Here is a 21,537-nt window from a genome sequence, read left to right on the forward strand (position 1 = left end):
CTTACGACTCTGATACCGCAGCCGGGACCGGAGACGCTGTTGCCGCGCTATGTGGGTAACTGCCATGAACCAAGCCGGTGTGGAGGAAGGGTCGCTACCTGCGGGCTTCGCGGCGTCGTCGTAGTTCCCTTGCGATCGCCTGCCGAAGCGGGGGCACAATGATCGACTGACGCGCCAGCTGGGCACGAACCCGGCGACGGAGCACCACGATCGCGACCGTACCGATTCCAAGCACAAGGAACTGCACCGAAAAAGCGATCCGGAAGGAATCCAGGGCATACAGGTCGCCGTTGGAGAAGCCGCTTGCCAGCAGCACATCGAGAATAAGCCCCACGGCGAACATTGTGAGGAGGGCCGCTGTGAATCCACCGATGTTCACAATGCCGGTTGCGGTCCCGAGGCGGGACGCCGGATTGAACGTCCTGGCGAAGTCGAAGCCGATCATGGATCCAGGTCCCCCGACCGCCAGCGTCACGACCAGCAGCACCAGCAGCCAGACTGGCGCTCGACCCGGATAGGTCAGAACCACCAGCCAGGCAAGTGCGGTGACCGCCGTGATTGCCAGGACCATGGTCGAGCGGCGCAGCGGATGCCTGGCAACGTAAACGCCAAGAAGCGGCCCGCAGATCATGCCGACCACCACGAAGAGCGTCATCAGCAGTGAAGCCGTCGGAGCCGCGAGTTCCTGCGCGCTCACCAGGTAGGGGTAGCCCCAGATTAGGACGAAGACCGTTCCCGAGAACTGCGTCGTGAAGTGGCACCACAGGCCGAGGCGGGTTCCAGGTTGCTTCCATGCCTCCGACAGAGAGACGCCGGTCTGCCGCAGGGATATCCGGTTTCGCTGGTCGCTTCCTTCCGGGTGATCACGGATCAGTGTCAGGCCCAGTACAGCCGCAAGGATGCCAAGCCCGGCTGCGGAGAGAAAAGCGCTGCTCCATCCCACGACCTGCAGTATGGCGAGGAAGGGTACGACACTGAGGATCTGCCCGAGCTGGCCGAGGATGCCTGTCAGTTGGGTCAGCACCGGAATTTTCCGGGTTTCGAACCAGGCAGGCAACAGCCTGAGCACCGCGACAAACGTCATGGCGTCGCCGCCGCCAACCAACAGGCGTCCAACGATTCCCGCCGTGATGGACTCAGCGAAGGCAAGCTGGGTCTGTCCCAACGCCATCAGGACGGCCCCGCTGACAATCATGACGCGCGGTCCAAACCGGTCGACCAGCACCCCTACCGGGATCTGCATTCCTGCGTAGACCACGAGCTGCGCCACAGTGAAGACAGCCAACGCGGACGCTGTGGCGTCGAAACGTTCAGTTGCCTCAATACCTGCGACCCCGAAAGAAGTGCGCTGGGTGACCGCTATCAGGTACGCCAGGACTCCGGCGGCCCATACCACCCAGGCACGCCGGTCCGTCCGGTGTTCCGAATCAGTCCCCAGCCCGTTCCCCTCCGTCTTCACCGGTTGCCGGGGAACCGTCGTCGTCAGTGGTCGGCTCGGGAGCCGCGCTGCCAGGCTCGGGGAATTCATCTTCGTCTGCGCTGTTCAGCGTATCGGCGAGCTCGTCGGCTGCGCGCGGTCCGGCCAGGAAGGCCTCAACGGCGGCTGCGAGCTCTTCGGCGCTGGCCAATTCCATGTTCTGCTTGACCAGCAGGGAACGCCGGGAGCCATCCGTATGCTCGTCGTAGCGCTTCTCCAGCGAGGACACCACCCCCTGCACCTCGGCTGAATTGTCCACCTGCCGTGTGATCTGCCGCTCCACGTCCCGGCCGGCTTCCCGCATCCGGTCGGTGGGCAGGACGCGGCCGATGGATGCGCCAAGGTACTCCAGGGCAGTCACCGCGGCAGGCGGGTACTCGGCCTCCGCCAGATAATGCGGCACGTGCACCACGTAACCGACGACGTCGTGTCCCGTTTCCGTGAGACGCAGTTCAAGAAGATGGCCAACAGAGGACTGCAGCTCCGCAGTGGGTTTCCAGGCGGAGCCCATCCCCTCGATCAGGTCGCCCCGGTTTCCGTGTACCGTCACGCCAAGCGGGCGCGTATGGGGAACAGGCATGGGCAGCGAATGGACCCAGGCGACCAGCGGCACCTCAAGCAGGGAGATCAACTGTCCGACGGCGGCGCAGAACCTTTCCCATTGAAGGTCCGGTTCCATGCCGCTCAGCAGTAGAAACCTCTCCCCCAACCCGTCCTGAAGTACCCGAAGCTCAAGCGCCGGAGGCTGATAATCCCTGAGATGATCCTGCTCAAACGTGATGCGTGGGCGGCGACTGCGGTAATCAATGAGTTGGTCGGTGTCGAAAACCGCCAGCAGCTCATTGTCCAGGGAACCCAGCAGCTCATCGCGTACTTGTGCGACCACCTGGCCGGCATCGACAAAACCGGTGAACCCAGCGATCAGTGGAAGTCCCCGCAGGGTCGGATCTTCGCTGATTGAGTTGCTCACGTTGTAAAGGCTTTGCGGCTCCAACATTGCTTCCTCCTCAGCTCAGGTAAATAGGATCGCCGCCGATGCCGCGATCCTTCGTCACAGTAGGTACCACTCTGGTTGTCAACCCTAGTTGATCGCCTGTAGATCTCAGTTGTCTAACACCCCCGCAGCTCGTACTCATTCCCCTGAACGCGTCCATAGGACGCATGTCACAGGGTGCGACTACGATCGGTAGGAACCCCAAGAGCGTGGCGAAACCCGCACGCCCCTGCAGTAATCTCCAGCCATCGGAAGCGAGGACGAACCTTCGTGAGCAATACCCGCGATATTCACCTGACCGCAGTCTCCCGGGACATCAAGAAATCCGAGTGCGAGGTGTTGGTGATCGGCACCGGCCAGAGCCCGGACGGTCCGATCCTCCTGGACAGCCCACTCTCGGCGAAATCCGCCCGGGCACTGACCGACACCCTCCCCTCGCTGGGAGTTACCGGAGCTGCTGACGAAGTGCGCCGTTTCCCTGGACTGCCCGAGACCGGAGCGGACGTGCTCGTCCTTGCCGGCACCGGACGCAGCGCACCGGGTACCCCGCTCTCCGATGAGACACTGCGCCGTGCGGCTGGAGCCGCCGCACGGCAGCTGGGCGGTGTGGAAAGCATTGCTGTTGCACTTCCCGCAGCCACCGTTGAGCAGGCCGCTGCCGTAGCCGAGGGCATCCTGCTCGGTAGCTATACATACACGGAGCACTACACGGCAGTCGGCGGCAAGGCTCCGCGGCCCTCGGCAAAGACCCTCTCGCGTGTCGCGATTCTCACTCCGGCTGCTGAGGACCGTTCCCTGCGGGCAGCCCTTGACCGGGTGGAGGCACTCGTACGGGGCGTCAATGTGTCCCGTACCCTTGTCAACCAACCGCCGAGCCACCTCTACCCCGAGTCGTTCGCACAGTTCGCACGGGACCACGTCAAAGGCCTGCCCGTCAAGGTGACCGTCCTGGACGAGAAGAAGCTTGAGAGGGACGGCTACGGCGGCATTCTCGGCGTTGGCAAGGGCTCGTCCCGTCCGCCGAGGCTCGTAAAGCTTGAGTACACACCCGCCAAGTCGAAGATCAACCTCGCGTTCGTAGGCAAGGGCATCACGTTTGACTCCGGCGGCCTGTCCCTGAAGCCGGGTGCCGGGATGCAGACGATGAAGCTGGACATGGCAGGCGCCGCCGTCGTGCTCACCGCTGTCGCGGCAATCGCCCAGCTCGGCCTCCCGGTAAGCGTCACCGGCTGGTTGTGTCTGGCGGAGAATATGCCGTCCGGCACGGCTCAGCGGCCTTCAGACGTACTCACCACCTTCGGCGGCCGGACCGTAGAGGTACTCAACACCGATGCCGAGGGGCGCCTGGTCATGGCTGATGCGCTGGCCGCTGCCAGCGCCGAGTACCCCGATGCCATCATCGACGTAGCCACGCTCACGGGCGCCCAGATGGTCGCCCTCGGCAAACGCGTCTCGGGGGTGATGGGTGATGACGGCGTCCGGGACGCCGTGAAAGCTGCTGCCGATCGCGTGGGTGAGCAGTTCTGGCCCATGCCTCTGCCGGAGGAACTGCGTCCGAGCCTCGATTCGACAGTGGCTGACATCGCAAACATCGGGGAGAAATTTGGTGGCATGATGACCGCTGCGGTGTTCCTCCGGGAGTTCGTCGGTGAAGTGGACGGGGAGAAAATTCCCTGGGCACACCTCGATATTGCCGGTCCTGCCTTCAATGAGGGCGGCGCCTACGGTTACACGCCGAAGGGCGCCACAGGTGTGGGGGTTCGTACCCTCCTGGGCTACGTGGAGGACGTCGTCGAGCGCGCCGAGAAACAGTCCGCCTGAACCTGCACCCCCCGGGGTGAGACTCGACACATAGGGGTGTGCTTCAGCCTTCATCAAGTGGCTGATGGTGTGATCTGGCGATAGGGTGAACCCAGATCACACCAAGCATTCCGCCAGACATCAATAGACGCGCGAACCTAAGTGCGTCACCGATCACGCGAGGGAGCGTCCAAGTGGCCGATACGGCAACTGCGCAAGAATTCGACATCCTGATATTGGGCGGAGGCAGCGGCGGCTACGCCGCCGCCCTTCGTGCCGTTCAGCTCGGCTTCACTGTCGGGCTGGTTGAGAAGGCCAAGCTCGGAGGAACCTGCCTTCACAACGGATGTATCCCCACGAAAGCCCTGCTGCATTCAGCCGAGGTTGCAGACAGCGCGCGGTCCGCTGAGAAGTACGGCATCAAGGCCACCTTCGAATCCATCGACATGACGGCCGTGAACGCCTACAAGGACGGCATCGTTGCCGGCAAATACAAGGGCCTGCAGGGACTCATCAAGTCCAAGGGCATCACCGTCATTGAAGGCGCAGGCCGGCTGACCGGACAGAACACCGTTGAGGTTGACGGCACCACCTACACCGGCAAGAACATCGTTCTTGCTACCGGCTCGTACTCACGTTCGCTCCCCGGTCTCGAAATCGGCGGCAAGGTCATCACCTCGGACCAGGCCCTCACCATGGACACCATCCCCTCAAGCGCGATCGTGCTGGGCGGCGGTGTTATCGGTTGCGAATTCGCCTCTGTCTGGAAGTCATTCGGCGTCGACGTCACCATCATTGAAGGCCTGCCATCGCTGGTTCCCAATGAAGATGCCGTGATCGTGAAGAACCTCGAGCGCGCTTTCAAGAAGCGCGGCATAAAGTTCAACACCGGCACCTTCTTCGAAAAGGTCGAGCAGAGCGAGGACGGCGTCAAGGTCATCCTCGCCGACGGCAAGACTTTCGAGGCGGATCTGCTGCTGGTTGCGGTCGGCCGCGGCCCCGTCACGGACGGCCTGGGCTACGAGGACGCCGGCATCACCCTCGACCGCGGTTTTGTTATCACCGACGAGCGTCTGCACACGGGTGTCGGCAACATCTACGCTGTGGGCGACATCGTCCCCGGCCTGCAGCTTGCGCACCGGGGCTATCAGCAGGGCATCTTTGTCGCGGAGGAAATCGCGGGGCTCAAGCCGGTCGTCGTTGAAGACATCAACATTCCGAAAGTCACCTACTGTGAACCGGAGATCGCTTCGGTCGGCCTCACTGAGAAGGCGGCCAAGGAGAAGTTGGGCGATGACAAGGTTGATACACAGGAATATAACCTCGCGGGCAACGGCAAGAGCTCCATTCTCGGTACCGGAGGCATCGTAAAGCTGGTCCGCGAGAAGGATGGTCCGATCGTCGGCGTCCACATGATCGGCACCCGGATGGGCGAGCAGATCGGCGAGGCCCAGCTCATTGTGAACTGGGAAGCTTACCCGGAGGACGTGGCCCAACTGGTTCATGCACACCCCACCCAGAACGAGTCCCTGGGCGAGGCCCACCTCGCCCTCGCCGGCAAACCGCTCCACGGCTGACCGCAGCTTGCGCTGCCGCTTGAACCTGCACCAACTCCCATAAAGCATCACTGGCAACCTCACACCGACCGGCTGTTCCCGGTACCGGCGGTCGAAGGTAGAACGAACAAGGAGAACCGGACACCATGTCTGAATCCGTGAACTTACCGGCCCTGGGCGAGAGCGTCACTGAGGGTACCGTTACCCGTTGGCTCAAGCAAGTCGGCGACCGCGTTGAGGTTGACGAGCCCCTGCTCGAGGTATCAACAGACAAGGTCGATACAGAGATCCCATCCCCGATTGCCGGTGTCATCGAGGAGATCCTTGTCGCCGAAGACGAGACAGCCGAGGTAGGTGCTCCTCTCGTAAGGATCGGCGACGGTTCGGGTGGTTCTGGAAGTTCGGATGACGGCGGGTCGGCTACGGAGGCTCCTGCAGAGGAAGACCAGCAGAAGCAGTCTGCGGAATCAGAGGGACAGGGCGGCGAGGAAGCAGCCGCCCCGGCCGAGGAGCAGCCCTCGGAGTCCGGTGGCAGCGAGGGCGGCGGACAGGGAACCGAAGTTACTCTGCCCGCGCTCGGAGAAAGCGTCACCGAAGGAACCGTCACGCGCTGGCTCAAGGCGGTCGGCGACGAGGTAGAGGTTGATGAGCCGCTCCTCGAGGTCTCCACCGACAAGGTAGACACCGAGATTCCCTCCCCTGTTGCCGGAACGCTTCAGGAGATCCGGGTCAACGAGGACGAGACTGCTGAAGTGGGATCTGTTCTCGCCGTGATCGGCTCCGGCAGCGCCGCCCCAGCGCAGGCTGAGCCGAAGTCGGCCGAACCAGTTGCCGCTGCGCCTTCAACCGAGCGCGAGGAGCCCGCAGCTGAACCGGCGGCGGCCCAGACTGAGTCCCAGCCGGAACCGGCCAAGAGCGCCGAGCCGACTCCTGCCGAGGATACTCCCGCCCCCGCAGCCGCGGAGAAGCCGAAGGAGGAGTCCTCCGGAACGGATTCCGTATACGTCACTCCCCTGGTTCGCAAGCTCGCCAATCAGCACGGCGTGGATCTGGGATCGATCAAGGGCACGGGCGTTGGCGGACGCATCCGCAAGCAGGATGTCCTCGAGGCTGCCGAAGCCGAGAAGACCCCGAAGCAGGACACCCCGAGTGCTGCCTCAGCCGCAGCGTCACCCGCACCTGCTGCTCCGGCGGCCTCAAAGCTGCGTGGCACCGTAGAGAAGGCTCCGCGGATCCGCCAGACCATCGCACGGCGCATGCGGGAGTCGCTGGAAGCTTCTGCGCAGCTCACCCAGGTCATCGAGGTCGACATGACTCGAGTAGCCCGCCTCCGCTCGAAGGCCAAGGACAACTTCCAGGCGCAGAATGGAGCCAAGCTGACCTTCCTGCCTTTCATTGCCAAGGCAGTGACGGAGGCGCTGAAGCAGCACGCCAAACTGAATGCATCGTTCGACGAAGATGCCAAGGAAGTCACTTACCACGACGCCGAGCATCTGGCTATCGCAGTGGACACCGAAAAGGGCCTGCTGGTCCCGGTCATCAACGATGCCGGCAACCTCAATCTGGCTGGTCTTGCCAAGAAGATCGCCGATGTTGGTGCACGCACCCGCACCGGTCAGATCGGACCCGATGAGCTTTCCGGTGGAACCTTCACCATCACCAACATTGGTTCCGTCGGGGCCCTGTTCGACACTCCGATCATCAACCAGCCGCAGGTCGGCATCCTGGGAACAGGTGCCATCGTCAAGCGTCCGGTGGTGGTTACCGACGCTGACGGTGAAGACACCATCGCGATCCGTTCCATGATGTACCTGTGCCTCACCTATGATCACCGTCTGGTGGACGGCGCAGACGCGGGCAGGTTCCTGCAGTCGTTGAAGACCCGTCTTGAGGATGGGGCATTCGAGGCCGATCTCGGCCTGTAATCGCCACGGAAATGTAGAAGGCAGCGTTCCGGTTTCTCGGGGCGCTGCTTTCTGTCTTTCACGTGGCCGCACAGACTTCCCTGTCGAACTGATGGGGAAACACCGGACTTCCCGTCCGGTGCGCATGATTCAACCATTGAACAGGAGAACTCATGGCTACCACACGCTCAGCACACGCTATCTGGTCCGGTGATCTGCCCACTGGATCAGGGCAGGTATCACTCGACACGTCCGGCGTCGGCACCTACGACGTCACGTGGAAGGCCCGCGCGGAGCAGGCTGAAGGCAAGACGAGCCCGGAAGAACTGATTGCAGCTGCACACTCGGCATGCTTTTCCATGGCATTCAGCCTTGCGCTTAGTGAGGAAGGTAAGACCGCTGAGCGCATTGAGACCAATGCCGAGGTCGATTTCCAGCCGGGCGCCGGCATCACTGCCATCCGTCTGACGGTGAAGGCATCTGTGCCCGACCTGAGTGAGGAGGACTTCCAGCGCCTCGCGAACGATGCGAAGAATGGGTGCCCCGTGTCGCAGGCCCTCGCGGCTGTCAAGGACATTTCTCTGGACGCCACTCTCGAGTCCTGATCCCCGTACCACCACGCAATAAGCACGGCGCCCCCTTCACCGTCAGCGGTGAACGGGGCGCCCTGTGTATTGCCGGTATTCAGCGGCGGGGCGGGAGCGGCGGTGGAGCCAGGTTCGGGTAGTTGTTCCGGACCGGCGGCACGTCCGTAGGCAGTTCCTCCAGCATCTCGCGGAGAATACCGACGGCGTGCTCCAGCTGCGGATCCTCCTGGGAGGCGTAAGCGTGCGGTGGAAACGGCACCTCGATATCTGGATCCACTCCGTAGTTCTCCACGCCCCAGTCCACGCCTCCGGTCATCCAGAAGGCGTAGCGGGGTTGCGTGACACCGGTACCGTCAGCCAGCTTGAACCGCCCGTCAATCCCGACGACGCCGCCCCACGTGCGCGTACCGATGACCGGCCCGATGCCCCGAAGCTTCGCGACCTGCGTGATGATGTCGCCGTCGGACCCCGCGAACTCATCGGTCAGGATCACTACGGGGCCACGGGGTGCGTGCGCGGGGTAGGTTCCGGGCTGTTCGCCTCGCGGAAGCGACCAGGCAGTGACCTTGCGTCCGATGAGTTCAGCCACCAATTGCGACGTGTGCCCTCCGCGATTGCGACGCACATCGATGATGAGCCCGTCACGAGCGGTCTCGCGGTCGAGGTCCCTGTGCAGCTGCGCCCACCCGCGTGCAACCATGTCGGGGATGTGGAGGTATCCGAAGCGCTCGTCGGAGGCCTCGTGCACGATCGTGCGGTTCGCGTTCACCCAGTTCTGGTAGCGGAGCCGTTCTTCGCTGCGCAGCGGGACGACCGCCACTCTGCGCATTGCAGGCTGACCGCCGTCGTCGTCGTGTCTTGCGACCGTGAGCTCAACAGCGCGCCCGCCCGCTCCGGTCAGAAGGACAGACGGGCCAAGTTCGGGAGGAACAGGAACGCCGTCGACCGCCTGGATGATATCTCCGGGTTCCACGGCCACTCCGGGAGCAGCCAGCGGCGCGGCCGCCTGCGGGTCCGACGATTCGCCGGCGAAGATACGGTCCACCCGCCAGCCGCGCTCGGACCGACTGAGCTCGGCACCGAGGAAACCCTGCGCGCCGGCGCCCGGCTCGCTGACAAGTGCCGGGGTTACATAAGCGTGGGACGTACCGAGTTCACCATGAAGCTCCCAGAGGACATCCACAAGGTCATCGTGTGACCCGATGCGGTCCAACAGCGGCCGGTAGCGATCACCTACAGTCTCCCAGTCAAGGCCTCCCATGTCCTCGGCCCAGAAGAAGTCCCTCTGGAGACGCCAGGCGTCCTCGAAAGCCTGACGCCATACGCTGGGCGGATCGAGCAGAACGCGGATGCGGTTGAGGTCCACAGTGACCCGCTCGGTTGAATCAGGATCAGCCGGACCGGACGTCGGCACCGCTGTAACGGCTCCGGCGCGGATGACCACAGCCCGTTTGCCGTCGCCGCTGACCTCAAAGGAGTCCGCCTCCTGCACCAGCGTTGTCGTTTCCCGCTTGACCATGTCGAAGCGTTCGAGCCGCTTGGCAGGCTCCTTGGCATCGGTGGTGGCGCGGCCGTCTCCGGTGATCCCCATTGTGTCGGCTGCTACCCAGAGCAGCGCGTTCTCGATGGCCCGCAGGCCCTCATACGACCCCTGCGGCACCGGCACAGGGATGATCCGTTCGGCAAGGCGTTCCGCCGCAACCTCGACGACAGGCCCGGACTCGTCCTTCTCGGCAGCAGGCGCCGGCCGGTCGTGAACTGCCGGTCCGAACGGTGAAGCCGTACCGGCAGCAAGCGCCACTAGGAACGGTTTGGTTGAGCTGGGAAAGCTGAGATCGAAACGGTGGGTGTCATACACCGGATCGAAGCTGCGGTCTGAAAGGAAGGCAATGAACCGGCAGTCGGGCGTGAATGACGGCGCGTGGTCACGGAAGCGCCCATCGGTTACGTTGAGGATCTGTGCATCCCTGGCGGCTCGGGCCAACCGGATGCGGGTGCGTGCTCCCTCGCCCGTTACGGGCTCCGCCCAGACCAGCCAGGCGGAGTCAGGAGAGAATGCGAGGTCGTCGATTGCGCCGTGGGACGTCGTCGACAGGGTGAAGAAATCGGCGCTGCCCACCTCATGGACGAGTATTTCCCCCATCTCGCCTGCGACCGCGATGACCTTGCCATCGGGACTCACCGCAAGATTGCTCGCCCTGAACTTCCCTTCAAAGGGAATGCTGGACAGTGCGGCGCTGCCGGCCTGGTCCTGCGCGACGACGACGGCGGCGTCCGGCGCTCCAGCATCAGCAGTGGGGTCCGGCTCGGCAGCCTCCTGGTCTCCGCTGGAACCATCCCGTTGGGCAGCCGGCACGGGCGCCGGCAAACCGTCATCCGCTGTGCGGGCTTCCGGAAGGCCATGATCGTTCCCGGCAGGAAGGTCGACCTCGAACACATTGCGGATGTACAGCGACTCTTCACCGTCATGGTCAGCAATGTACGCAACTCTGTCAACTCCCATGGGCTTGCCGAGCCGGGCACGCACGCCCGCGGTTGCGTCCACAACCCTGGAAGGCCCGTCACGATGGGTGAGCAGGTGGAGAGTTCCGTGCGACTCAACGACGCTGGCCCGCCCGTCATCGACCGGAACTGCGGCTGCAAGATGGCGCGCGACGTTGAGCGGCTGGGGGCGGCGGCCGGTGGAAGCCGAACCCAGCGTGATGTCCAAAAGCTGCGCTTCGGTGTCGAGTTTGTCGAGAAGCCAAAGCGTTCCCGCCGATTCGTACACCACGCGACTCCCATCAGTGCTTGCGTGCCGAACGTAGAACTCCTCATGGTCCGTGTGGCGCCGAAGGTCCTGGCCGTTCGCACTCACCGAATAAAGGTTGCCGTATCCCTCGTGGTCGGACAGAAACGCCAGCCGCCCGCCAACCCACATGGGATCCGCCAGGTTGCCGTCCAGTTCGGGAAGGAAGCGGCTAAAATCACCCGACCCGTCCGCATCGATCCAGAACTTGCCCGCAGTACCCCCGCGGTAGCGCTTCCACCAGGCCTGTTCCCGGGTGATCACGCTGCCGATGACGACAGGACGCTCATCCCCGACCGCTTCGCCGTAGACGATGGCGTCGAGGGGTCCGTAGGGCACAACGCTGCCCGCGGAACCATCGGCAGGCAGTTTGTACGCCCAGGTGTGCCGTGGGTCCTCGTGGCGGAACGCGCTCGTTGCAATGATCTGACCGTCCGCGGTGAAACCCTTCACCCTGGTGCTCTGGTGGCCCCAGTATGTGAGTCGGCGAAAATTGCCGCCGTCGGTATCGGCTGCAACAACCTCGGGTGCAGCGCCCTGTACCACTGTCCACGCGATGGTGGACCCGTAAGGCGAAAATCTCGGACTCCGCACTGGCTGCTGGAGCGCCGATATCCGCCAGGCGCGTCCTCCGGACACCGGAGCAACCCAAATGTCGTTTTCTGCTGCGAATGTGACGAGATCACCGGACAGATGCGGATAGCGCAGATAGTGAGAGGGAGCCATTACCCGATCATAACCACACGGGAGTAGGGCTCTCAGACGCCGCCCTGGTTGTGCACACCGGCGATTTTCCACGTCTCCTCCTGCTTCACGAGCACAAAGACGAGTTCCTGCGGCGTCGAATCGGTGACCTGGCGCACCGCTGCGCCTGCGCTGTCCATCTCCGTGTATCCCGACATGATTACCGTCGCACTCACGGCTGTTGCGCCTTCCGGAACGTTGATCGAGTCCGTGAGAACTGCCTCCTGAAGGCGGATGCTCAGACCCCTGAATACGTGGCCGCGCTCATTGAGCCCCGACAGGAGCTCCTGGTCAGCCTTCATTGCCTCTGATTCGTTGACGTTCACGTCTGACAGGAGCCCGGCATTTCCAGTTGTCAGGACCATTGCTCTCACTGTTATAAGGGCGGAAAGGGCCTTAACCGGATCCGCGTCGTCCAGCCTTTCCCGCATCTCGGCAGAGAGTTCCGTGCCCGGCGCCTGTCCAGTCGAACCGCTCTTCGCTCCGATCACTTCCTCAACCGCTACTGGCTCCTGAGCCGCCCCACCCGTTGTTAGTCCGATCTCTTTGAGAAGGTACGGGCCGCCCAGCAGCGCTCCGCACAGCACAAGCAGTGCGGCAGCGACCCGCGGCACCGCCGCGCTCCGAGGGATGCGTGGCTGCCGACGAACCCGTACTCTACGGCGACCCGCCTCTCGGGGCTGGGGGCGTAACTCAACACGCCGCGGTGCGGGCCTGCTTGAGCGAAACCGCTCGAGAACCACGGAAAACCCGCGCCGTGGACTCTCCACCTTGTTGGCTGCAGCGCGCCGGGTAAGCAGCTCAGGGAGAACAGAGGGATGCACCGCAGTTACGAGGTCCAGAGGCTGCGGAGCTGCCGAGCGCAAGACAGTCTCCGCCATTTCGGCAGCGGTGGGGGGTTCTTCCGAATCTTCGTGTAACCCGGCTTCAAGAATGTGGAGCAGTTCCAGCGGTACTTCAGGCACGAGCAAGCTGAGCGGCGCCCGGTCCTTCCCCCGGCCGGGCGGGCTCCCGGTTAGCGAGTACCAGCCGACCGCAGCGAGCGAGAACACGTCGGAGGCGAAACCGGCGGCATGGCCTTCTCCATGGTCTTCTTCACCGAAACCCGGTGTGCCGGCGGCACGTACATTCGCTTCACCGAGAAGGCGGCCCACTCCCAGGTCAGCGAGTAGCGGTCTCCCTTCTGCCGTGAACAACACATTTCCCGGCGACACATCACCGTGCTGAACGGATGCGGCGTGGAGGCGTGCCAGCGCCTGGGCAATCGGCGCGAGGACGGTAATACATTCGCCGACACTCAAGCGCCCGCGGGCAGTCACGAGATTCAGAAGCGAACCCCCGCCGGCGTATTCCATGAGGATCGCCGAGCCCTGGTCGGTGGAGACGACGCCATGGATTCCCAGGAGGTGTGGGTGGTCCAGTGTGCCCAACACTGTGCTCTCCCGATTCAGCTGTGCCAGCTGTTCCTCGTCGTCCGGGGGGCCGGGAAATACTTTCAGTGCCCTGCTGGCACCTGTGCGCTCCTCCTCTACCAGCCAGACTCGTGAGCTTCTGCCAATGCCGAGCAGCCTCCCGGTACGGTAACCGCCTAGCCTCGGGGGCGCTTGCGGCTCGGGGCTGCACGTGGACCCCGCTGCCTGCCCAGCTGCGGTTTGGCGAAGGAAATTATCCATAATCACCAGTCTTGGCCATCACCGTTCACCGTGCAGGAGTTATCCACACCCCCACCATCCCTGCGAATGTGAGAACACCGCTGCCCGGGTCTACCCTTGAGGAATGACTCTGGAGTTCGCCCGAATCGGATTCGACCCCCACTTCGTCGACTATCTCGAAGGATGGGACCGGCAGAAGGCTCTGCATGAATCGGTTGTTGCAGGGACGTCGCCGAGTACCGTTCTCCTCCTCGAGCACTCCCCCGTATACACCGCGGGAAAACGGACCGAAGAGCACGAAAAGCCTTTCGACGGCACTCCCGTTGTTCCAGTGGACCGGGGCGGCAAACTGACCTGGCACGGACCGGGCCAGCTGGTGGGCTATCCCATCCTTGCCCTTCCCGAACCCACCCGCGTCGCTGACTACGTGGGAATCCTCGAGGATGTCATCATTGCCGTTTTGAGCGACTACGGCGTCACGGGCATTCGTATCGAGGGGAGGTCGGGCGTGTGGCTGGCCGCCGATCACCGCGGACCGGCACGGAAAATTGCTGCCATCGGAATTCGCATCAACCGGCGGGTGACTATGCATGGATTTGCAATCAACTGCAGTAATGACCTCTCGCCTTTCGCCCAGATCGTGCCCTGCGGAATCACGGACGCCGGAGTAACGAGCATCTCCCAGGAACTCGGCCGAACGGTGTTGCCCGCCGACATCGTTTCTCGGATCGAAGAAGAACTGCGCAACAATGAGACGTCACTGGTGCTCGGTGCCGAAGGCAACCCCCTAGTACCCGGGACAGCACAGGCCGTCGCCAACGACCGGCCGGAAGGAGCTTTACTGTGAGTTTGGCCCCCGAGGGAAGACGCCTGCTGCGCGTCGAAGCACGGAACGCAGCCGTTCCAGTCGAGCGCAAGCCTGACTGGATCAAAGCCAAGGTAAATATCGGTCCCGAATTCGTGGCCATGAAGAACCTGGTGAAAAAGGAAGGACTGCACACCGTCTGCGAGGAAGCAGGATGTCCCAACATTTTCGAATGCTGGGAAGACCGGGAAGCAACATTCCTGATCGGCGGCTCCGAATGCACCCGACGCTGTGACTTCTGCCAGATTGACACCGGACGGCCGGCTCCTCTTGACCGCAGTGAGCCGTTCAAGGTTGCCCAATCGGTCCAGTCAATGAACCTGCGTTACGCAACGGTCACAGGAGTGGCACGCGACGACCTCGAGGACGAGGGAGTGTGGCTCTACGCCGAGACCATCCGCCAGATCCATGCGCTCAACCCGGGAACCGGCGTCGAGATTCTGATTCCTGACTTCTCGGGCAATCCGGAACACATCACCGGCATCTGCGAGGCACGCCCGGAGGTCTTCGCGCACAATGTGGAGACAGTCCCGCGCATCTTCAAGCGAATTCGTCCCGCGTTCCGTTACGAGCGTTCGCTGGATGTCATCACGCAGGGCAGAGACCAGGGCATGGTCACGAAGTCCAACCTCATTCTCGGCATGGGCGAGACCCGCGCCGAAATCTCGGAAGCGCTCCGGGACCTTCACGCTGCCGGCTGCGATCTGATCACCATCACCCAGTATCTGCGTCCCAGCGAACGACACCTCCCAGTGGACCGCTGGGTCAAACCACAGGAATTCGTGGAGCTTCAGCAGGAGGCAGACGAGATCGGCTTCCTGGGTGTCATGAGCGGCCCATTGGTTCGATCCTCCTACCGCGCTGGCCGGCTCTGGGCACGGGCGATGCGCAAGAAGGGTCTCGAGCTCCCACCGGAGCTGGCCCACATCGAGGACTCGGGAAGCACCCTCCAGGAAGCGTCCAGTCTCCTCGCCGGGTAACACGGCAACAGCTGATCCATCAGTTCATCGGACGTTCGCGCCAACGCGCGAACGTCCGATGCGCGTTGGGTATCCCGTAGACTTAAGGCACTATGGCCAACAGTACTGACAACAGTTCCAGCACTCCTTTCGACGCTGACGGATCGAAGCGACGGCGCCGTCCTTTCTCGCGTAAACCGAAGGCGGACAAGCCCCCGAAGAAGCCGGGGACATTCAAGCGGATCGGTGAAGTGTTCGCGATGACGCGGCGCAACGATCCCAACGTTGTCTGGATTATGGTGCTGGCCTTCCTGGCCGTAGTTGCCGTTGGACTCCTCGTCGGATTCCTCATCAACAACGTAATCACTATGCTCCTCATCGCCGTCCCGCTGGCATTCCTGGCTGCACTCTTCATTCTGTCCAGGCGCGCGGAACGCGCTGCCTTCGCGCAGATCGAGGGAAAGCCCGGAGGTGCAGGAGCGGCCCTCAGCGTGTTGCGCCGTGGCTGGATCCTGAAGGATGAGCCGGTGGCGGTGAACGCCCGCACCCAGGATGCCGTCTTCCGCGCAATCGGACGCCCGGGGATCGTACTCGTCGCCGAAGGTCCGATCACCCGCGTCAAGCCGCTGGTCAACGCGGAGCGGGTCAAAATGAACAGGATCGTTCCTGGTGTCCCGGTCCACGTGGTACACGCCGGCAAAGGCGAAGGCCAGGTCCCACTGCAGCGCCTCTCCAAGACGCTGCAGAAGATGAAGAAGAACCTCACCAAACAGGAAGTATCCGCCGTCGACAAGCGTCTCAGCGCGCTTGCAACACGGATGCCCATCCCCAAGGGCGTAGATCCCTTCAAAGCGCGCCCGGACCGCAAGGCAGCCCGGGGCCGCTAGATGAGCGGGCCGGTGCTCTTGATCCGCACCGGCTAAATATGCACCAGCGCTAGATCCGCACCAGCACCGTGCCGACGGCCCGGTCATGCAATCCGCGCTGATCCTCATCGAAAACCACCGCGGGAATCACCAGACAGATCAAAAGCGTGCGCACGATGGCGGCGCCGAGACCAGCTGGCTTGCATTCCAGTCTCTGTACCTGCATGCCGAAGGCGCGGTGCCCAATGCTGTATCCGAGCGTGCCGACCAGCAGCATCTGTTCAAGCGCGAAAATGCCGAGTGTTGCCAAGCTGTCGTAGTTGAAGAATGCTGCCGAGATCAGGCTGCTCAGCGCCCAGTCGACTAAAAGTGCACCCAGCCTGCGTCCCGGGCGGGCAATGGACCCGGCGCCGACCCTCGGCCTGCCGAGGCGCTGACCAGGCCAGTGGCCTTCACCGCGCGACGGAGGCCCTTCCAGCCAAGAACTGATGTCTCTGCGGTCTATCACCTCTCCACTCTACCTGCGTGCCTCGCCGCCCCGAGGGCTCGCGAACGGACACCCACCGGCAGCATACGCCGCCGCAACCAGTGGTGTGCCGAGAGGAGTGCAGTGGAGAAACCGATAGGGTGTAACACGAGCACCGATGCGCGGCGGCCCACTTAAGTTACATGCCGGAAACATTTGCGACACCAGTGGGTAACTGCGCATTCATAGTGTGGAGGCTGTTGCGACCGCAGCAGGTTAAGCCTTGCGGCGTTTCCCCCGCGCTACCGGCCCCGGTCGCTCTCCCCCGAATATGCGTTAGGAGCATAATCCGATGTTCAAAAATGCGGACGAAGTCCTCAAGTACATCGCCGACGAAGATGTGAAATTTGTCGATATTCGTTTCACCGATCTTCCAGGCGTGCAGCAGCACTTCAACGTCCCTGCGAAGTCCGTCGATGCTGACTTCTTCATCCACGGCCAGCTGTTCGACGGATCGTCCATCCGCGGTTTCCAGGGCATTGCGGAATCCGACATGCAGCTGATTCCGGACGTTACCACCGCATTCATCGACCCGTTCCGGATCGAAAAGACCCTTGCGCTGAACTTCTCCATCGTGAATCCCCGCACCGGTGACCCTTACCACCGCGATCCGCGTGGCGTCGCCGAGCGTGCGGAGGCCTACCTGGCATCGACTGGCATCGCGGACACCGCGTTCTTCGCTCCCGAGGCAGAGTTCTACATCTTCGAGAACGTTCAGTACGAGTCCAGCCCGCAGGGCAGCTTCTACAAGGTCGACTCGATCGAAGCGCCGTGGAACACCGGCCGTGAGGAAGTCGGCGGCAACCTCGGCTACAAGACCCCGTTCAAGGGCGGCTACTTCCCCGTAGCTCCCGTGGACAAGCAAGCTGACCTCCGCGACGCAATGTGTGTCGAGCTGGACGCGGTCGGCCTTGAGGTTGAGCGTTCGCATCACGAGGTCGGCGGTGCAGGTCAGGCCGAGATCAACTACAAGTTCACCACCATGGTGCACGCAGCTGACGACCTGCAAAAGTTCAAGTACATCATCAAAAACGTTGCCAACGCTTGGGGGAAGTCAGCGACGTTCATGCCCAAGCCGATCTTCGGCGACAACGGGTCCGGCATGCACTGCCACCAGTCACTGTGGAGCAACGGCGATCCGTTGTTCTACGACGAGCGTGGCTACGCCGGGCTCTCGGATCTTGCCCGCTGGTACATCGGCGGGCTCCTCAAGCACGCTTCGGCAGTACTCGCCTTCACCAACCCGACGGTCAACTCGTACCGCCGTCTGGTCAAGGGCTTTGAGGCCCCCGTCAACATGGTGTACTCGCAGGGTAACCGATCGGCCGGCATCCGGATCCCGATCACCGGTTCCAACCCGAAGGCGAAGCGCATCGAGTTCCGCGCTCCGGATCCGTCCTCCAACCCTTACCTGGCCTTCGCGGCGCAGCTGATGGCCGGCCTTGACGGAATCAAGAACCGGATCGAGCCGGCGGACCCGATCGACAAGGACCTCTACGAGCTCCCCGCAGAGGAGGCCAAGGACATCCAGAAGGCTCCGGGTTCCCTCGAGGAAGCGCTCCTGGCCCTGGAAGCCGATAACGAGTTCCTTCAGGCAGGCGGTGTATTCACCCAGGACCTGATCGATACCTGGATCGCGTACAAGCGCGAAGTGGAGATCACCCCGCTCGCCCTACGCCCGAACCCGTATGAGTTCGAGCTGTACTACGGCGTCTAATAAGACAGACAACAGCAGAAGGGTCGCATTTCGGTGCGGCCCTTCTGCTGTTTAAGGTGCGACGGCGTCAGTCGCCGTAGCCGTAGAAATAGCGCTCGAAAATCGCGCGACTCCGGCGGGTCAACCGCAGATAGTCCTCTTCAAGCTGCGTCCCTTTCCCCGGTCCGTAGCCGCACCAGCGGGCCACCGCTTCGAGGTCGCGGCGGGAGGACGGCAGCACATCGGACTGCTTGCCACCCCATACAGTGTTAGCAGCCCTCACACGGGAGGCGAGCCGCCAGCTCGCTCGCAGGGTAGCGACGTCGTCGGCCGGCAGGAGCCCGTGCTCCTCCGCCGCCACCATCGCCTCGAGGGTTGAGGTGGTCCGCAGCGCCGGTATACCGCGGGCGTGCTGCAATTGCAGTAGCTGGATGAGCCACTCAACGTCACTCAGCCCTCCTCTGCCCAGCTTCAGATGGCGCGATGGGTCCGCGCCGCGCGGCAGCCGTTCGGATTCCATGCGCGCCTTGATGCGCCGTATCTCGCGCAGGTCGGCTTCCGTAACGTCCCGCTCGTAGCGCAGCGGATCAATGAGCTGCACAAAGTCGGCGGCCAGCTGGTCATTGCCTGCCATGGGCAGCGCGCGCAGCAGTGCCTGCGACTCCCAGACCAGGGACCAGCGCCGGTAGTACTCACGGAAAGACTCCAGGGAGCGCACCATGGGTCCCTGCTTGCCCTCTGGCCGCAGGTCCGCGTCCACCTCGAGGACCCGTTCCGCGAGAATCGGCGGCGTGCAGGGCTGCTGCAGTAGTTGGCGCAGTTGACCGACGATTCCCTCGGCCTGGGTCTGCGCGGCCGCGGGGTCGGCTCCGTCACGCGGCCGGTGCACATACATGACGTCGGCGTCGGATCCATAGGTGATCTCGCGTCCGCCTTGGCGTCCCATGGCGATGACGACGACGTCGGTCAGCGGCTGCTCCCCGGCGTACACCTTCGCTTCGGCAACGTTGAGCGCGCCGAGGACGGCCGCCCGATCGGCGTCCGCCAGCGCCGGACCCACATCCTCCTGAGTCAGCAACCCTGAGCTGTCCGCGATTGCGATCCGCAAAATCTCCCGGCGCCGGATCAGCCGGATGAGGCGCATCGCCTCCTTTGGCGCTGGGTGTCGGGACATCTTTGACTGGATTTCCTGCCATTGAGCCTCGAACGGCAGCGGCAGCAGCTTTTCGTCGGAGCCAAGCCACTTTGTCGATTCAGGAGAGACCTCGAGCAGGTCTGTGATGAAACGACTTGAGGAAAGAATGTGACACAAACGCTCGGCTGCGGCCCTCGAGTCTCTGAGCATCCCCAGATACCAGTGCGTCTCCCCCAGCGACTCGCTCAGGCGCCGGAATCCGAGCAGGCCGGCGTCCGGGTCCACGCCGTCGGCGAGCCAGTCAAGGAGCACCGGCAGCAACTGCCGCTGCAACGCCGACCGACGGCTGATCCCCGTGGTCAATGCCTCAATATGGCGCATCGCTCCGCGCGGATCGAGATAGCCGAGCGCCGCCAGCCGGGCGCGGGCGGCCTCCGGCGTCAGACGGACCTCGTCAGCACTGAGGTTTGCCGCGGCGTTCAGCAGCGGCCGGTAGAAGATCGCTTCATGCAACCGCCGCACAAGCCGCTTGGTCTGGTGCCACTGTTCGGTGAGCGCAGCCGCCGTCGGGCGCGTCTCCAGCAGGGAGCTGGCCGAAGATTTCGCCAGCGCCTTGAGGTTCGCCTCATCCTCAGGCATGAGGTGGGTGCGGCGCATCTGAACGAGCTGAATTCGGTGTTCAAGCACACGGAGGAACCGGTAAGCCTCATCGAACTCCCGGGCATCCCGCCGACCGATATAGCCCGCCGAACTCAGCGCTGCTATTGCTGCCGTAGTGGCTCGGGTACGGAGTGATTCATCAACTTTGCCGTGGACCAGCTGCAGCAGCTGCACAGTGAATTCGACATCCCGAAGGCCGCCCGCGCCCAACTTCAGCTGCCGGTTGACCTCGTGGGACGGGATATTGTCCGTGACCCGCCTTCTCATTCCCTGCACCGACTCGACGAAACCCTCGCGTTCCGACGACGTCCAGACCAGGTCGGATACCGCCGCAGCATAACTCGCGCCCAGCCCCGGATCACCTGCGATGGGACGGGCCTTGAGCAGCGCCTGGAACTCCCAGGTCTGGGCCCAGCGCGCGTAGTACATCAGATGCGAGTCGAGGGTGCGGACCAGTGGGCCGTCCTTGCCCTCGGGGCGCAGGTTCGCGTCGACCTCCCAGAGCCCCGGTTCCCGGCCAGCCGAGGTCACTGCGCGCGAGATGCCCGCCGCAAGGCTTGTCCCAATCCGGACGGCGGTGTCCTCTCCCAGACCATCCGCCTCGATGACATAGATGACGTCGACGTCGGAGATGTAGTTGAGTTCGCCTGCCCCGCATTTGCCCATCCCGATCACGGCCAGCCGGACGGACGCAATATCCCCGGGAGGGAAGGTCGCCGCAAGTTCCGCGCGTGCGACCGCGAGAGCTGCTTCGAGCGCCGCTGCCGCGAGGTCGGCAAGTTCCTGTCCGACAGATGGAAGGAAATCGGTCGGCGACGCGGCACCAAGGTCCCGAATGGCCAGTTCAGTGAGATGGCGACGGTAGCGCGTTCGCAAGGCGCGGTACGCTTCCTCCCCCGTCTGAGCGGCTACGGGATTACTGTCCCGGGCGTCTGCGCCGACGGAAGCCAGCAGGGAGGTCCGCAGTGATGCTGCGTCCACCCTTCCGGGTTCAGCGCTGGTCCTCATCCGGACCACATCGGCGTGCTCCGGATGACGCATCAGGAATTCCGCGAGAGCTTCGGAGGCTCCGAGCAGGCGGAACAGCGCTTCCGGGTCAGCGTCGTCCTCCTGCAACAGGTCGCGAATCCCCGGCTGGACCGCGAGCAGTCGCACGAGTGACTGGAGCGCAAGGTCGGGATTCGCGGCATGGATGAGCCCTGCGAAGAGCCTGTCCTCGGGGATATCGCGAAGTTCGGCAGCGGCGAGGAAGCGGCTGCTCTTGTCGAGGTCCGTGAATCCCCTGCTGATCAGTTCCCTGTTCAGGCTCATGTACTGCTTCTTTCGGG

14 protein-coding genes are annotated in these 21,537 nt (G+C 63.3%); 8 read left to right on the forward strand and 6 right to left on the reverse strand.

What is annotated here, in order from left to right:
* Nucleotides 1-94: 94 nt before the first annotated feature.
* Together AC4D1W_RS14460 and AC4D1W_RS14465 are read right to left on the reverse strand one after the other, a co-directional pair.
* Nucleotides 95-1,459, reverse strand: coding sequence for an MFS transporter (locus AC4D1W_RS14460; RefSeq protein ID WP_490899184.1), 1,365 nt, complete (start codon nt 1,457-1,459; stop codon nt 95-97).
* Nucleotides 1,428-2,474, reverse strand: coding sequence for a proteasome assembly chaperone family protein (locus AC4D1W_RS14465; protein ID WP_490899185.1), 1,047 nt, complete (start codon nt 2,472-2,474; stop codon nt 1,428-1,430). Before AC4D1W_RS14465 ends, AC4D1W_RS14460 begins: the two co-directional genes overlap by 32 nt.
* Before the next feature lie 267 nt (nt 2,475-2,741).
* On the opposite strand from AC4D1W_RS14465, the gene AC4D1W_RS14470 reads away from it, so the two are divergent.
* The 4 genes from AC4D1W_RS14470 to AC4D1W_RS14485 all read left to right on the forward strand — a co-directional run bounded on the left by AC4D1W_RS14470 (nt 2,742) and on the right by AC4D1W_RS14485 (nt 8,336).
* Nucleotides 2,742-4,292, forward strand: a complete 1,551-nt coding sequence (locus tag AC4D1W_RS14470) for a leucyl aminopeptidase (RefSeq protein ID WP_490899186.1) — start codon at nt 2,742-2,744, stop codon at nt 4,290-4,292.
* A 173-nt stretch (nt 4,293-4,465) separates the two neighbouring features.
* Nucleotides 4,466-5,848, forward strand: a complete 1,383-nt coding sequence (gene lpdA, locus AC4D1W_RS14475) for a dihydrolipoyl dehydrogenase (RefSeq protein ID WP_490899187.1) — start codon at nt 4,466-4,468, stop codon at nt 5,846-5,848.
* 125 nt (nt 5,849-5,973) lie between these two features.
* Entirely contained in the window at nt 5,974-7,752 is a 1,779-nt protein-coding gene (sucB, locus tag AC4D1W_RS14480) for a 2-oxoglutarate dehydrogenase, E2 component, dihydrolipoamide succinyltransferase (protein WP_490899188.1), read from the forward strand.
* Nucleotides 7,753-7,904: 152 nt separating this feature from the next.
* Nucleotides 7,905-8,336: an OsmC family peroxiredoxin gene (locus AC4D1W_RS14485; RefSeq protein ID WP_490892387.1), complete on the forward strand. Its 432-nt coding sequence runs from the start codon at nt 7,905-7,907 to the stop codon at nt 8,334-8,336.
* 79 nt (nt 8,337-8,415) lie between these two features.
* On the opposite strand, the gene AC4D1W_RS14490 is transcribed toward AC4D1W_RS14485, so the two are convergent.
* Both AC4D1W_RS14490 and AC4D1W_RS14495 read right to left on the reverse strand, forming a co-directional pair.
* Entirely contained in the window at nt 8,416-11,832 is a 3,417-nt protein-coding gene (locus tag AC4D1W_RS14490; protein ID WP_490899189.1) for a S41 family peptidase, read from the reverse strand.
* Between the two features lie 32 nt (nt 11,833-11,864).
* Nucleotides 11,865-13,523: a serine/threonine protein kinase gene (locus tag AC4D1W_RS14495; RefSeq protein WP_490899190.1), complete on the reverse strand. Its 1,659-nt coding sequence runs from the start codon at nt 13,521-13,523 to the stop codon at nt 11,865-11,867.
* A 103-nt stretch (nt 13,524-13,626) separates the two neighbouring features.
* Here AC4D1W_RS14495 and lipB point away from each other — a divergent pair, with 103 nt between their 5' ends.
* From lipB to AC4D1W_RS14510, 3 genes are all read left to right on the forward strand, one after another.
* On the forward strand, nt 13,627-14,349 hold the full coding sequence (gene lipB, locus AC4D1W_RS14500; RefSeq protein ID WP_490899191.1) for a lipoyl(octanoyl) transferase LipB: 723 nt from the start codon (nt 13,627-13,629) through the stop codon (nt 14,347-14,349).
* Complete coding sequence (gene lipA / locus AC4D1W_RS14505; RefSeq protein WP_490892391.1) at nt 14,346-15,347, forward strand: lipoyl synthase; 1,002 nt, start codon at nt 14,346-14,348, stop codon at nt 15,345-15,347. Before lipB ends, lipA begins: the two co-directional genes overlap by 4 nt.
* Nucleotides 15,348-15,439: 92 nt before the next feature.
* Nucleotides 15,440-16,213, forward strand: a complete 774-nt coding sequence (locus AC4D1W_RS14510) for a DUF4191 domain-containing protein (RefSeq protein WP_490892392.1) — start codon at nt 15,440-15,442, stop codon at nt 16,211-16,213.
* A 49-nt stretch (nt 16,214-16,262) separates the two neighbouring features.
* Here the strand turns inward: AC4D1W_RS14510 and AC4D1W_RS14515 are convergent, their stop codons facing one another.
* Entirely contained in the window at nt 16,263-16,700 is a 438-nt protein-coding gene (locus AC4D1W_RS14515; protein WP_490899192.1) for an RDD family protein, read from the reverse strand.
* Between the two features lie 310 nt (nt 16,701-17,010).
* Between AC4D1W_RS14515 and glnA the strand changes: the two genes are divergently transcribed.
* Nucleotides 17,011-18,435, forward strand: coding sequence for a type I glutamate--ammonia ligase (gene glnA, locus AC4D1W_RS14520; protein ID WP_490892394.1), 1,425 nt, complete (start codon nt 17,011-17,013; stop codon nt 18,433-18,435).
* Nucleotides 18,436-18,502: 67 nt separating this feature from the next.
* Here the strand turns inward: glnA and AC4D1W_RS14525 are convergent, their stop codons facing one another.
* The gene (locus tag AC4D1W_RS14525) at nt 18,503-21,520 is read right to left on the reverse strand and encodes a bifunctional [glutamine synthetase] adenylyltransferase/[glutamine synthetase]-adenylyl-L-tyrosine phosphorylase (protein WP_490899193.1); all 3,018 of its coding nucleotides are present in this window, start codon (nt 21,518-21,520) and stop codon (nt 18,503-18,505) included.
* Between the last annotated feature and the right edge of the window lie 17 nt (nt 21,521-21,537).

This window comes from Arthrobacter sp. TJ-170 (genome assembly GCF_058269305.1).